Annotated in this window: 12 protein-coding genes; 10 read left to right on the top strand and 2 right to left on the bottom strand. The window is 41.6% G+C overall.

What is annotated here, in order from left to right; translation table 11 throughout:
- Nucleotides 1-53: 53 nt before the first annotated feature.
- From MR764_RS12385 to MR764_RS12375, 3 genes are all read left to right on the top strand, one after another.
- The gene (locus MR764_RS12385; RefSeq protein WP_247979735.1) at nt 54-1,835 is read left to right on the top strand and encodes an L-fucose isomerase; all 1,782 of its coding nucleotides are present in this window, start codon (nt 54-56) and stop codon (nt 1,833-1,835) included.
- 72 nt (nt 1,836-1,907) lie between these two features.
- A complete protein-coding gene (locus tag MR764_RS12380; protein WP_247979734.1) occupies nt 1,908-2,900 on the top strand; it encodes a GntR family transcriptional regulator in 993 nt (330 codons plus the stop codon).
- A 7-nt stretch (nt 2,901-2,907) separates the two neighbouring features.
- Nucleotides 2,908-4,407 carry a biopolymer transporter TolR gene (locus tag MR764_RS12375; RefSeq protein ID WP_247979733.1) on the top strand — a complete coding sequence of 500 codons (1,500 nt, stop codon included), beginning with the start codon at nt 2,908-2,910 and terminating at the stop codon, nt 4,405-4,407.
- Here MR764_RS12375 and MR764_RS12370 read toward each other — a convergent pair.
- Entirely contained in the window at nt 4,404-4,958 is a 555-nt protein-coding gene (locus MR764_RS12370; RefSeq protein ID WP_247979732.1) for an HDIG domain-containing metalloprotein, read from the bottom strand. The two genes, MR764_RS12375 and MR764_RS12370, sit on opposite strands and share 4 nt — an antisense overlap.
- Nucleotides 4,959-5,049: 91 nt before the next feature.
- Between MR764_RS12370 and MR764_RS12365 the strand changes: the two genes are divergently transcribed.
- The 4 genes from MR764_RS12365 (at nt 5,050) to MR764_RS12350 (ending at nt 8,574) form a co-directional block, all read left to right on the top strand.
- A complete protein-coding gene (locus tag MR764_RS12365) occupies nt 5,050-5,508 on the top strand; it encodes a CYTH domain-containing protein (RefSeq protein ID WP_247979731.1) in 459 nt (152 codons plus the stop codon).
- A 126-nt stretch (nt 5,509-5,634) separates the two neighbouring features.
- The gene (locus MR764_RS12360) at nt 5,635-7,623 is read left to right on the top strand and encodes a DUF3078 domain-containing protein (protein WP_247979730.1); all 1,989 of its coding nucleotides are present in this window, start codon (nt 5,635-5,637) and stop codon (nt 7,621-7,623) included.
- Between the two features lie 76 nt (nt 7,624-7,699).
- Nucleotides 7,700-8,077: an SRPBCC domain-containing protein gene (locus tag MR764_RS12355; RefSeq protein ID WP_247979729.1), complete on the top strand. Its 378-nt coding sequence runs from the start codon at nt 7,700-7,702 to the stop codon at nt 8,075-8,077.
- A complete protein-coding gene (locus MR764_RS12350; RefSeq protein ID WP_247979728.1) occupies nt 8,077-8,574 on the top strand; it encodes a cupin domain-containing protein in 498 nt (165 codons plus the stop codon). The genes MR764_RS12355 and MR764_RS12350 overlap by 1 nt, the downstream gene beginning before the upstream one ends.
- A gap of 7 nt (nt 8,575-8,581) precedes the next feature.
- On the opposite strand, the gene MR764_RS12345 is transcribed toward MR764_RS12350, so the two are convergent.
- The gene (locus MR764_RS12345; protein WP_247979727.1) at nt 8,582-9,052 is read right to left on the bottom strand and encodes a DUF4268 domain-containing protein; all 471 of its coding nucleotides are present in this window, start codon (nt 9,050-9,052) and stop codon (nt 8,582-8,584) included.
- Nucleotides 9,053-9,105: 53 nt separating this feature from the next.
- Between MR764_RS12345 and MR764_RS12340 the strand changes: the two genes are divergently transcribed.
- The 3 genes from MR764_RS12340 (at nt 9,106) to MR764_RS12330 (ending at nt 14,716) form a co-directional block, all read left to right on the top strand.
- Nucleotides 9,106-9,975, top strand: a complete 870-nt coding sequence (locus tag MR764_RS12340; protein WP_247979726.1) for a M23 family metallopeptidase — start codon at nt 9,106-9,108, stop codon at nt 9,973-9,975.
- Nucleotides 9,976-9,996: 21 nt separating this feature from the next.
- Entirely contained in the window at nt 9,997-11,178 is a 1,182-nt protein-coding gene (locus MR764_RS12335; RefSeq protein WP_247979725.1) for a DUF5009 domain-containing protein, read from the top strand.
- A gap of 334 nt (nt 11,179-11,512) precedes the next feature.
- Nucleotides 11,513-14,716, top strand: a complete 3,204-nt coding sequence (locus tag MR764_RS12330; protein ID WP_247979724.1) for a TonB-dependent receptor — start codon at nt 11,513-11,515, stop codon at nt 14,714-14,716.
- Nucleotides 14,717-14,718 lie beyond the last annotated feature (2 nt).

Raw genomic sequence — 14,718 nt, 5'->3', positions numbered from 1 at the left:
AGCATATCGAGCCTGTCAGCAAAGAAAATTGAATCAATAAAATAATCAAAAAGATGGCAAACAGATTAATTGGAAGACTTCCCAAAGTCGGTATTCGTCCGGTAATCGACGGGCGTGAAAGAGGCGTACGCGAGTCGCTGGAAGTACAAACCATGAACATGGCTAAAAACGCAGCCCGGTTGATTGAAGAAAATCTTCGCTTTCCGAGCGGCGAAAAAGTGGAATGCGTTATCGCAGACACAACCATTGGTGGCGTGGCTGAAGCAGCGATGTGTGCTGACAAATTCGAACGCGAGGGCGTTGGCGTTTCGCTGACGGTAACTCCATGCTGGTGTTACGGAACCGAAGTGATGGATGCAACACCGCTGGTGCCAAAAGCAGTTTGGGGGTTTAACGGAACCGAACGTCCGGGAGCGGTTTACCTGGCAGCGGCATTGGCAGGTTACACTCAGAAAGGATTTCCGACTTTTGGAATTTATGGCCGCGATGTACAGGATGCAGGCGATGAAACCATTCCGGATGATGTACGCGAAAAGATTCTTCGTTTTGTAAAAGCTGCTTTAGCAACCGCTCAGATGAAAGGCAAATCGTACCTGTCGCTGGGATATACTTCAATGGGGATAGCAGGTTCGATGGTAAATGCTGATTTCTTCCAGGATTACCTGGGAATGCGCACCGAATTTGTGGACATGGTGGAAGTGAAACGTCGTCTGGATGAAGGTATTTACGACAAGGAAGAATACCAAAAGGCGATGGCGTGGACCAAAGAAAATATTACCGAAGGTGATGATTACAACGCACCGGAAGCACAATCGGACCGCGCGCGCAAGGATTGGGAGTGGGAAGTGGTTGTGAAGATGACACTGATTATGCGCGACCTGATGATCGGTAACCCAAAATTAAAAGAAACCGGTTTTGGGGAAGAATCCCATGGGCACAATGCAATCGCCGGCGGTTTCCAGGGCCAGCGTCAGTGGACTGACTACTATCCAAACGGTGATTTCTCGGAAACGATCCTGAATACCTCATTCGACTGGAATGGAATTCGTGAAGCCTTTGTATTTGCTACCGAGAACGATAGTTTGAATGCGGTTCCGATGTTGTTTGGACACCTGCTTACCAATACAGCTCAAATTTTCTCTGATGTTCGTACGTATTGGAGTCCGGATGCAGTGAAACGCGTTACCGGCAAGGAACTGACAGGAATTGCAAAAGATGGTATAATCCACTTGATTAACTCGGGTTCAACCACAATGGATGCTACCGGGCAGCAAAAAGATGCGGATGGAAATTCAGTAATGAAACCGTTCTGGGATGTTACCGAAGAAGACGTGAAGGCTTGTTTGAAGAATACAAAATTCTGCCCGGGAAGCAAAGGCTATTTCCGTGGTGGCGGTTATTCCAGTCAGTTTAAAACACAGGGAGAAATGCCGGTTACCATGAGTCGTGTGAACCTGGTAAAAGGGCAGGGGCCGGTGTTGCAAATTGCCGAAGGGTACACGGTTGATCTGGAAAACGATATTCACACCGTGCTGGATAAAAGAACGGATCCAACATGGCCAACTACCTGGTTTGCTCCTAAAGTTACTGGTAAAGGCGCCTTTAAAGATGTTTATTCAGTAATGGCAAACTGGGGCGCCAACCACGGTGCAATCAGTTACGGCCACATCGGAGCCGACCTGATTACGCTGGCTTCTATTTTGAGAATTCCGGTGTGCATGCACAATGTGGACGAGGATAAAATCTTCCGACCAAGTGCCTGGAATGCTTTTGGCGAAGACAAAGAAGGATCGGATTACCGCGCTTGCGCTAACTTTGGTCCGATTTATAAATAAAAGTTTTAGAGTGGAAGATGGTGGTACTGAAATTACTGCCATCTTCCTTTTACTACCTGGTCAGCATCACTTATGAAACTGCAATCGACACAAATAGCGGGAGGACAAACCAAACTGCAGCAACTGGTTCATTCCATTACTGAAGCCATTGCGAAGGGTGAATTAAAGGCTGGAGATCCGCTTCCTTCGGTAAACCAGTTAAGCAGTGAAAGTGGTTTTTCGCGCGATACGGTTTTTAAAGCCTACAATATTTTAAAGCAGCGTAGTGTTGTTGAATCGGCGCCTACGAAAGGGTATTTTGTGGCCAACGAATCGTACCGGGTTTTTGTGTTGCTCGACGATTTTAGTGCGTTTAAAGAACAACTTTACCAGTCGTTAAGACAAAATCTTCCGGAGTCGTATGCCGTTGATTTGCTTTTTCATCATTACAACCGCGAAGTTTTTACCCAGCTTATCGAAAGTAGTTTGGGGCGCTACAGCATGTATGTGGTTATGAACATCGATCATCAGTCGATGGAGCCGATCCTGAACAAAATCGATTCAAACAAGCTGTTGCTGCTCGATATGGGAAAACCTGCCAACGATAAAGTCAACTATTTGCTTCAGGATTTTGGCGAATCTGTTATTCATTGTCTGGATGAACAAGCGGATCGATTTCGTAAGTACAACGAGCTGGTTTTGGTTTATTCAGAAAAAGACACTCCGCATCCGGGGGAAGTGGTTCCGGCCATCCAGTCGTTTTGTAAAAAGCATTCCATTATATTTTCACGGGTCAGCCGATTCGATTCATCTAAATTAAAAAGCGGGCAGGCGTATTTCGTAATCCGCGATTCCGATCTGGTGGAGGTGATAAAATCATGTCGCTCAAACCAACTGGAACTTGGGAAACAAGTAGGAATTATTTCTTACAACGATACCCCGATGAAAGAAATCGTGGGTGGCGGAATAACCGTAATTTCGACCGATTTTGAAGAAATGGGACGAGAAGTAGCAACATTTGTACAACATAAACATAAAATTGGGAAAGTTTTATCAACATCATTAATTTTAAGGGATTCACTTTGACCTTAAAATGATGATTAAACTTTATACTTTTCTGATTGCCCTGAGCCTCTTAACATGCTCCTTTAATTCAACCTGTCAGAGTACGTTTGAACGATTTTCAGGCATTTCAATCGGTGTTCCAAAATTTAAAGGAAGCACCGACTTTGACGAGCAAAATCAAGTGTTCACGCTTACGGGAGCCGGAACAAACATGTGGTTTGATAAGGACGAGTGCTGGTTTGAATCCACCAAGATCACTGGAGATTTTATTCTTTCGGCGAATGTTGCATTTGTAGGCGAAGGTGTAAATGCACATCGCAAACTTGGAATTATAGCACGTGCTACATCAGGAGAAAGTTCGGCGTATGTTGATGCCTGTGTACATGGCGACGGACTTACCGGCATGCAGTTCCGGGAAAAGGAAGGAGAGAATACCGATGAAGTAAAATCGGATGTATCGGCGCCTGAGTTTATTCAGCTCGAACGAAAAGGAAATACTTATATCGTCAGGATTTCAAAAGATAACAAACCTCTTGTTACGGTTGCGGAAAAGGAATTCGATTTGGGTGAAGAAATACTGGCCGGATTGTTTATCTGCTCGCACGACGAAGATGTAGTGGAGACGGCACGGTTCAGCAATGTTCGCCTCGAAATACCGGCGGTTGAAGGTGTTGACGGTTATCAAACACCATCGCCCAGCAGGTTGGAAATTCTGGATGTTGAAACGGGACACAGAACCGTTATGTATGAAACCGATACACACATTGAAGCTCCAAACTGGTCGCGCGACGGGAAATTTCTGATTTACAATTCCGGAGGAAAGTTGTACCACTTTGATTTGGAAAAGAAGACTCCGGTTGAGATAAACACCGGCTTTGCACAGTCGAACAACAACGATCATGGAATTTCGTTCGACGGAAAAACGCTGGCCATAAGCAACCATGTTCAGGAAAACGGAAACGGACATTCCATTGTTTTTACTGTTCCGGTTGAAGGAGGAATTCCCAAAAGAATCACGGCAAAAGGCCCTTCATACTGGCATGGCTGGTCGCCCGATGGAAAATGGCTGACATACTGTGCCGAAAGAAACGGAAACTATGATGTGTATCAAATTCCTTCGAGCGGGGGAGAAGAAATTCGACTGACAACCGCAGAAGGTCTCGATGACGGCCCTGAATATTCGCCCGATGGAAAATTTATTTATTTCAATTCAACACGCACCGGGATGATGCAAATCTGGCGGATGAAACCCGACGGCTCTGATCAGGAACAGGTAACTTTTGATGATTTTCAGAATTGGTTTGCTCACCCTTCTCCGGATGGAAAACAGCTGATAATGATTTCTTATCCGAAAGAAGTGCCGGCAGGTTCGCATCCGCGCAATCAGCGGGTGATGCTGCGTGTTATGCCGGCAAATGGCGGTGAGATAAAGTGCAAAGCCTTTTTATATGGCGGACAGGGAACGCTTAATGTTCCGTCGTGGAGTCCCGATTCAAAAAAAGTAGCCTTTGTTTCTTACACTTATTAAAGTCCCAGCTCGTCGCTGATGGTTTGCATGGCGCTTACTGCAAGCTCTGCAAATTCGTTCATCGGAATACCGATGGCTTCGCATTCCAGAATATTTTCGCGTTTAACCGACGCTGCAAAAGCTTTCTGGTTCATCCTTTTGGTAACCGATTTGGCTTTTACACCAGCTATCTTTTTATCCGGATAAACAAGTGTGGTAGCAGTAATCAGTCCGGTGATTGTTTCCCCTGCGGCTAATGCATGCTGAAATTCGGTAGTTCTTTCTTTCCCGGTTGCAACTTCGTTGTGCATCACAATGGCATCCAGCATTTCATCCGTTACTTTTCCTGCCAGAATATTGGTTGCATAAGGACCGTGCGTATAAGGATCGGCATGGGTAATTTCCACATCAATATCGTGTAAAAGACCTGCCAGACCCCATTCGTCTTCGTTGCGGCCCAAACGTTTGGCCATGGCCCGCAGTACCACTTCCGATGCCAGACAGTGTTTTCGCATGTTTTCCGACGTAATATTGTCGTTCAGTAGGCGGATGGCTTCTGTTCTTGAAATCATAGATGTTAATTTTTACAGCATCATAAAAATAATAATAATTTTGCCGGACAGCCATTTTACTTCGGCTGCAATTCATCCAAATTGATCGAGTATGTTTGAAATAGAACGCAAATATCTGGTAGATAAAAGCAAGTGGAACCCGGCGGTTACTGGCGAAAAGATTTTGCAGGGGTATTTGTCAACCGACAAGGAAAGAGTAGTTCGGGTTCGGACAAAGGGAGAGAAGGCCTTTTTGACCATTAAAGGGAAAATGGAAGGAATTACCCGTGCCGAATTTGAGTACGAAATACCGGTTGATGATGCCTTGCCAATGCTGAAAATGTGTTTAAATCATCCGATTGAGAAAACCAGATACAAAGAACTTCATCATGGAAAATGGTGGGAAATAGATGTTTTTGAGGGTGAAAATGCCGGATTGATCCTGGCGGAGATCGAATTGCAGAGTGAAGAGGAACAGGTGCAATTACCAGTTTGGATTACAGAAGAAGTAACACATGATCTGCGGTTTTACAATTCATATATGTCACGTAATCCCTATTCCCGTTGGTAATTTGTTCAAAGAGCAGCTAAATAATTTATTAATAGTTAATTGTTGAAAGTAAACCGGGAAATTTATTTTTCTGAATAACATAAATACTAATTTTACGTTTCCAACTAAAAGCTAAAAAACAAGTCAATGTTCCATTTCAAGAAATCAATACTATTTGTTCTCCTGGGGGTATTATTTTTCCAGTATTCGTATGCGCAAGAGCTGGATAAAACTGAAAACGAAAAGGCATTGGAGGACGGAATTCGTATTCTCAGGAATTATTTTCTGGAGGATCGTACCTGGCATTTAACTCAAAAAGATGTTCATTCAAACATCACCGGTTTAATCAATTTTCTGGAGGATGCACCAATCGATGCGATCCTTCAAAATTTGAATCAAGCACAGATGAATGACAGTATTTACGTTTTTCGTCTTCCGGAGAATGTAAAAGACAGCTTGTCGGTTCCGGGGTATGTTTCAGCCAGTCTGGTTCAGCGCAATATTGAAAAAATAATTGCGGATTATACGGCAGAAGTAACAAAAAATCCGATTCCGGTGCCCGAGCGGGTTATCATAGAGGCCAAACAGCAAGCTCCTGTTGTTCCCGAAGGAAAAGGGCTGCAGCTTTTTTCCGATTCAATATACTCTTTCCCGAAGGAATTGGTAATGCCGGAAGTTATTCCCGATTCGGTGCTTAATTCGCCCGAGCAGTTCAAAAAACTGGTGGCTATCGACAGCTTGCGGAACGTGTATGTAGAAAATAAACGGTTGGCATACAACGATTCTATTACCAGTGTCTATGTGAACCGGATGTCGGCAGATTACCGGAATCGTACGTTTGAAGAGCAAATTCGTTTCAGAATTAAAAGCTACAAAGACGTGGTGGCACTTAGCAACTACGATGTATTGAAGGCATACAACAGCCAGCAGATTGCCTTGGTTAACGACAGTATCCGGTCGGTAATCAATATTTTAACGGCATACGCTGATTACATTGATACGGCAACTATCGCCATGACGAACATGAATGGTGAAGGAAGCGAGATCGTGTTGCAAAAAGACAGGGAACGCTATGCACGTGTTTGGCTGAAAAACGAACAGAAAGATTCGTTGCAATTGCTCGTAAAATCTACCGGAAAACGCGAAATGCAGTTCCTAATTAACGATGGAGTTACTTTTAATCGTTTTTCTGAGCGTCAGACAAAAGACTTTGATTTTGAGAGCTTGAAAGGCAATCACTCGAAATTCACAAAAGTTGGTAATGCCTATGAGCTGGAAACGCCCTGGTCGCTGGGCGGCGACGGGAATGCCGGATTTACCCAAACCTATTATGAAAACTGGAAAAAAGGGGGACAGAACGCCCTTTCGATTTTGTTGGTGTTAAAAGGATTTGCCAATTATGGCAGCGCCAATGGCAAAAAGAAATGGGAAAATTCGGTTGAAATACGTAACGGATGGATGAAACCCGGCGGAGGTGAGGAAGTACGCAAGAACGACGATAAATTCGAAGTTACATCACGTTTTGGATTAAGTGCTTTCAGAAAATGGTACTACAGTACAGAATTAAACTTTAATACCCAGTTTTTCAGAGGTTTCAGATATCCAAAAGCCAATAATCCTGATCCTATTTCAGCTTTTTTAGGACCTTCTAAAACGATTTTTAAAATAGGTTTGGATTACAAACCCAGCAATAAATTCTCGATGTTGCTTTCGCCGATTTCGCTGAAAAACGTTTATGTAAGAGATACTGCCTTGATTGATCAGGTAAAATATGGAATTCCAGCCGGCAAAAAGGCTTTCTGGGAGGTGGGTTTAAACGCCGACATAAACATGAATAAAAAGATTACAAACGATATTACATGGAACATGAAATATAAAACGTTCATGAACTACCGTAACACTTTTGATAATCTTGATATGGAACTGGAAAACCAGGTATCAATGAAACTGAACGATTACATGAATATGACGGTGATGCTGCATATGATCTACGATGCTAATGTTATGTTTCCCATTTATGATGACACCGGAGCACAGGTGGGACAGAAGTCAAAACTTCAGTTGAAAGAATTCATTACATTAGGTTTTAACTATAAAATCAATAAGAAGATAATGAAAACCAGAAGAGTGAGATAATAATTTATCTTGCTTCTTATAGCGGGTTGTTGCTTCTGAATTTATGTAGAATTACTGTTGACAAAAAGATTAATCGATGAAAGATTTAAAAAGATACTATACGTTGCATGCCGATCCTAAGGACGTTTATAATGCGCTTACCAACCAAAGAATGCTCGAGATATGGACAGGGGAAGAAGTGATCATGCAAACGGAGCCGAATACCGAATTTTCGTTATGGAACGGCAGTATAACAGGTCTTAACCTGGAGTTTGAAGAAAACAGAAAAATCGTTCAAAAGTGGTTCTTTGGCGAAGAGGAGGAAGAATCGATCGTTACCATTAAACTGCATCCGCATAAAAAAGGAACCAGTGTCGAATTAATTCATGTCAATATTCCGGATGATGCCTATGATAACATTTCGGAAGGCTGGGATGACGATTATTTTGGCGCTTTGAATGAATTATTTATCTGATGCAATTCTCTTCCGCTTATTGGATTGAAAAGCTGGATCTGGAAAGACATCCCGAAGGTGGCTGGTTTAAAGAAGTCTACCGGTCGGAAGATCTGATGTTTCCTGATCCTGCTTGTTTTCAGCCAAATGTCAGGCGAAATATTTGTACCTCCATTTATTACCTGTTGGAAGGAAGTGATTTTTCATCTTTTCACCGAATCAAATCCGACGAAATCTGGCATTATTACACCGGAACTTCCGCCACCGAAATTCTTTGGATTGATGGGAATAAACTCAAATACTTTGTGCTGGGAGTGGGAGAAAAAGACGCATTCCAGGCGGTAGTACCAAAATACGCTTGGTTTGCAGCGAGGTTAGCGGATAAGACCGGTTATGCATTGCTTGGCTGCACGGTAGCTCCGGGGTTTCATTTCGACGATTTTGAAATGGCCGATCAAAAACTTCTGGAAGAATATCCAGAACTGGCGGAAGAAATTGCGGGCTTAATCAGGATGTAATTTTTTGCTAGTTTTTGAGTTCTTCCTGTAGTAGATCTTTGATCGACATAAAGTTATCTTCGAGACGAAGCATGTTTTCAATATAAAAATTGTAAATCTCAGGCCATTGGTTTTGGCGATGGAAATCCACTCCGTTCAATTGCGTGTAAATTCGGCAGACTTCCTTATTGCTGTCTTCTCGTTCGTGAAAGAATTCCCATATCAAGCCATTGTCAAAACCCTCTTCCATCACCACCTTATATTGTTCGAGAAATTCAAAGGCACGTAAACGAAGGTTTTCATTACGACTCCCCAGTTCCAGAATCACCTGGGCGTTTTCGCGGTTCACATCAAAACGTAAAGCAACATCTTTGATTTTTGTACGGTGTAATATCCATTTTCGTTTTTTGTACATCAAATCAGGGTGAATCTCGCACCGTTGCCCAAATTTCTCCCAAAAACTGACACGCAGTTGTTTAACTTCTTCTTTCGAATACATGCGGCAAAGTTATTGGTTTAAATCATTATTTTTGAGTTTGAAATACGCAACTTATGAAAAGACTCCTGATTTTTATTTTCGCAGTATTTGTAATAAACAACCTGAAGGCGCAGGTCGAAGTGCAAGCCGATTACAATGCAGTTGGCGATTGTTTATTCTCTGCCTATAATAATTCTCCGGTACCGGTTTATCTTCAGATAAATTTTGCCGATCTGGAGAACACTTACTTTAGCGAACCGCTTCCCTATGTAAAAAAAATAAGTACCGGATTTAACAGTCTGTTTACCTTACCTCGCGATCCGAACGCCGGTGTACCGCGGTTTAACTACGATATAAAAATGTTTCGCTCTGATCCGGTTGCCAGGGTGGATCTTGATTTCCCGTATTTAATTCCCTTTGAGCTGGGAAAGAAAGTGAAAGTTTTTGATGTAAAGCAGATCGATGGTTTTTGGGGTAAAGAAGGCCTTGACTCGTGGACAGCTACAGGTTTCTATGCCAGCCCCGGCGAGATTGTTTGTGCAGCCAGGAACGGGATTATTGCAGAAATAGCCGGAGCCGTAAAAAACGGAGATCCAAAATCATGGTATCATACCTGGAACAATTCCATTACATTGTTGCAGCCCGATGGTACCCTGATTTGTTACCACAACGTTACTGTTGATCAAGGGAAATTTAAGATTGGAGATCCCGTTTATGCCGGGCAGGAGATTGCCCGGGTTACAAATGCTGATAAAGTAATAGTTCTCATTTTTCACGATTCGCTCTACGCCAAGAATCTGTTGTTTGTAATTCCAAAATTTGTGATTGACGAAAATACCACCGGAATTCTGAATTCGAGCACCGAATATTTTGTTGTTCATCCCAAAGAGGTCCGTGGTCGCGAAATGAATAAAAAAGAACAACGCCGGTTCCTGGGAAAATAATATCATTAAACCAATGTGACCATGACAGAATCAAAACGTGTACTTTCAATCGATGTAATGCGCGGAATAACCCTCTTTCTGATGCTTTTTGTAAACGATTTGAATGTTGCTGTTGTGCCCGAATGGCTGACACATCGCCCGGCCGGTTATGATGGAATGGGACTCGCAGATTGGGTATTTCCGGGCTTCCTGTTTATGGTTGGGATGGCTGTTCCCTTCGCTGTTCAAAACAGGTTTAATAAAGGTGAATCGACACATAAAATAGTTTTACATATCATTATCAGAACAATAAGTCTTTTGTTGATTGGTGTTCTGATGTTAAATAGCGGCCGGCTGAATCCTGATTTGGCAGGAATATCGAAAAACTTGTGGGCTATTTTGATGTACGTTAGCGTTTTTATGATTTGGAACCGATATCCATCAAGCTTGTCGTGGAGAGCGCTTGTGTTAAAAGCGCCGGCTGTTTTGTTGCTGGTTTATCTTATTTTCAAATTCCGGTCCGGCACAGAAGCCGATCCCGAATGGTTAGTGACAGGTTGGTGGGGGATTCTTGGATTAATTGGATGGGGATACCTGGCTGCCTCATTAACTTATTTACTGGTTCGCGATAGTTTGATAGGTACAGCTATGGTTTGGGGCGTGTTTCTTTTCCTCAATATTATTAATCAATTGGGCTATCTTCAGACTCTTGACCCGTTGAGACCGGTTTTCGGAATAATATTAGAAGGTAATGTGCCATTACTTGTTGTCTCCGGATTATTTGTCAGCCTGCTTTTGCGAAAATTAAAACAAATGCCAGTCCGGTTTATTGTAATTGTAACAGTATTGGGCATATCGCTGATTTTGCTCGGCTTTTTCCTGAGAAATTGGTTTATCATCTCAAAAATTAAAGCTACTCCAAGTTGGGGTGCAATTTGCAGTGGTATCAGCGTCTTGGTTTTTGTATTGTTATACATCGTTATCGATAAATTCAATATAAGAAGATGGACTGATTTGTTTGTGCAAGCAGGAAAGAATTCTCTCACCACATACCTGTTTCCGAGCTTACTATATTATATAATCTGGTCTCTGAATCTTCCTTTTTTCTTTTACAAAAATTCGGGTTCTGCATCTCTCGCAATATGCGGATCTGTTATTTGGGCATGTTTAATGCTTGTAATTGCATTGAAATTAGGATCAATAAAAATTCAGCTAAAACTGTAATGAACAAAATACTGTTCTTATGGTTTTAGATTTCTATTTGCAAGTTTTTTAGTGAAAATTATTGTATTGTTAATCCATACATGCAACAAATTTTACTGTTTCAAAGGTCAAATTTTAACTGTCTGCAAGCTAATATTTTATGCTGTGGTCGATGAAGAACTAACTTTTTGCTGCAGTTAACCAATTGATTCAAATTTGCAGCCCTATTAAATTTACAATAAGAAGTAACCCTGCGGAGGTAATAAATATTGAAAATATGTTAATCGATTTGACTATTTTATTACATTAGTTAAATTATTGAGTGAGTGAGTTATTAATATTTAAATTTTATTCTATGAGAAAAATTGCGCTAATGCTGTTTAGCATTGCCTTTTTTGGCATGCTTGTAGCTGAGGCTCAGGTTAAAACTATTGCCGGAACGGTCACAAGTTCAGAAGATGGTTCTGGTATACCTGGAGTCTCAGTGAGTGTTAAAGGAACGACAATTGGTACTGTTACAAACATTGATGGCGAGTATCGTTTAGATATTCCTGCCGATGCAAAAGTGATGGTATTTTCGTTTGTTGGGATGAAAACACAGGAGCTTTCAATAAGCGGATCTACTCTTGATGCTGTTTTATCAGCCGATGTTATTGGAGTAGATGAAGTAATGGTAGTAGCATATGGAACTACCAAACGCTCTCAGTTCGTAGGGGCTGCGAAAGCAGTAAAAGGAGAGGAGCTGGCCATGAAAGCTACATCAAATGTTACGAATGCTTTGCAAGGAGCTGTTGCGGGTGTTCAGGTTGTTAATGGTAGTGGGCAGCCGGGGTCTGAAGCTACCATTCGTATCCGCGGAGTTGGTTCGATTAATGGTGGAACCACACCGTTGTACATTGTTGATGGAAGTCCATATGAGTTTAACTTAAACACAATTAACCCCAACGACATAGAGTCGATGACTGTTTTAAAAGATGCAGCGTCAACTGCGATATATGGTGCTCGCGGGGCAAATGGTGTTATTCTTATTACCACAAAGAATGGATCTAAAGATGGTAACGTTATTATTGATGTTGATGCCAAATGGGGACACTCAACCCGTGGTGTTCCAAATTATGATGTAATGACTGACCCTGCTATGTATTATGAAACTGCTTATAAAGCGTTGTATAATTCACAAGCCTATAACGGAGTTTCTGCGACAGATGCATTTGCTTATGCTGATGCTAATTTTTTCACCCAGCAGGGTGTCGGTTATCAGATTTACTCTTATCCTGAAGGTGAGCGTTTAATCGGAACCAATTTTAAATTGAATCCCAAGGCTACTTTAGGTTATACTGATGGCAAATATTATTATACTCCGGATAATTGGGAGGATGAGACACTGGCATCTGGCAACCTCCGCGAGGAATATAATGTTTCTATACGCGGGGGACAGAACAAATCTCAATATTTTATTTCAGGAGGTTATTTGGAAGATCCGGGTATCATAAACGGTTCAGGTTTTAAACGTTTCACTCTTCGTGGAAAAATTGATGCTCAGGCAAAAGAATGGTTGAACGTAGGATTGTCAACATCATATGTAAATACGCAACTGGAAAGTCCGGGTTCTCAAACTTCATGGGGAAGCACAGGTAACGTATTCTATGCAAGTAACATGATGGCTCCGATCTATCCGTTTTATGTTAGAAATACCGACGGTTCTATTGCATACGACAACAATGGAAATAAAATTTACGATCAGGGAACATCAACTAATTTTACCAGACCTGGATCTGCTCCGAGAGGAAACAATGCTATTAACCTGATATTAGATACCGACAATGAAACCAGGGATCTTTTTACCGGATCTTTCTATGCAAAACTAACTCCGTTTGAAGGATTTTCTTTTACGGCTCGTGTATCTCCTGAGGCATCGAATATCCGCTCAAATTATTTGTCTAACCCTTTCTATGGTTCAAAAACAACTGAAGGTTATGTATCAGTTAGCCATAGACGGTTATTTACAATGAATCAGCAATATTTGGCAGATTACAAAACAACTATTTCAGACATACATAGCTTGCAGTTTTTGGTAGGTTATGAGAGTTTTGAATTAAAAAACCAGGAGTTATCAGCCAATAATGATCACCTGTATGATCCTTTCATCCCTGAATTGGATAACGCCTTTGGAACACAACCTACCAGTTCAAATGCAAGTTCTTTTGTAGACAATTATGCAACCCGGGGGTTTGTTGGCCGTGCACAATACGATTTCCAGGAACGTTTCTTCTTTAATGCTTCTATGAGGTATGAAGGGTCATCACGTTTTGCGAAAGACAACCGTTGGGGACTTTTTGGAAGTGTTGGTGCAGCCTGGATGTTAACGAAAGAAGAATTTATGCAATCGACTTCCGGCTGGCTTCGTGAGTTGAAATACAAAGTTAGTTTCGGAACCCAGGGTAACGATCAAATTGGAACCTATTATGCCTATAGAAACAGGTACCAGATTTCTTACAACAGTGATACCGGTGAGTACACAAAAGTACTTTCTGAAAAAGGAAATCCCGAATTAACCTGGGAAGCGCAAAAGCTGTTTAATACAGGATTTGAATTTTCGTTGGTGAATAATATATTAACTGGTAGCGTTGACTATTTTAGTCGCTATAACTCTGATATGTTATTTAATGAGCCACAGCCTGTATCATCTGGTTTGGCTACCATTCCAAAGAACGTAGGAGCAGTGCTTAATCAAGGTTTTGAAGTTGATGTAAAATCGGATGTATTGCGCACAAATGAACTGACCTGGAGTGTATTTGCAAATATTACTAACATTAACAGTAAAATTAAGGAATTACCAGAATACACGAAGTCATCAGGAGGTATTAAAAATTCTTCATATATCTTGAAAGAAGGTGGTTCTTTAAATCAGGCTTACCTGGTTGAATATGCAGGCGTTGACAGTGAAACAGGAATGTCGTTGTATTATGTAGATCCTGACAATGATGATTATTCAACAACAACTGATTATAGTGCAGCAAAGCAGACTGATTTAGGAGATGTTAGTGTTAAGTGGTATGGTGGTTTTGGTACAAGCCTTAACGCATTCGGTTTTGACCTTGGAGTTCAGTTTGCTTATCAATTAGGAGGAAAAGCGTATGATGGCTCTTACCAGGAATTGATGCACACAGGGAAAGAGATAGGCCGTAACTGGCACACTGATATTCTGGACGCCTGGACTCCGGATAATAAAAACACGAACGTTCCACGTATTTCATCTTCTGATGATTTTGATCAGAAGAACTCTAGCCGTTTCCTGACTAGTTCTAATTACTTGAGTCTTAATAATGTTACTTTGGGATACACTTTCCCGGTAACACTCACTCGTAAAATGAACATTCAGAAACTTAGATTATATGTTTCAGGCGATAATTTAGCTCTATTGTCTGCACGTAAAGGATTCGATCCTCGTCAGACTCAAAACTCCCGTGGATCAGGTGTTGCTATTTCTACCTCTTCGGGTAACTATGTTTATAGCCAGTTAAGAGTAGTTTCCGGAGGTGTATCTATTTCATTCTAGAA

Origin of the sequence: Maribellus sp. YY47 (genome assembly GCF_023111095.1) — a bacterium.
In the GTDB taxonomy this organism is placed as follows: Bacteria; Bacteroidota; Bacteroidia; order Bacteroidales; family Prolixibacteraceae; genus Draconibacterium.
This window is presented reverse-complemented; position numbering and strand designations above follow the sequence as displayed.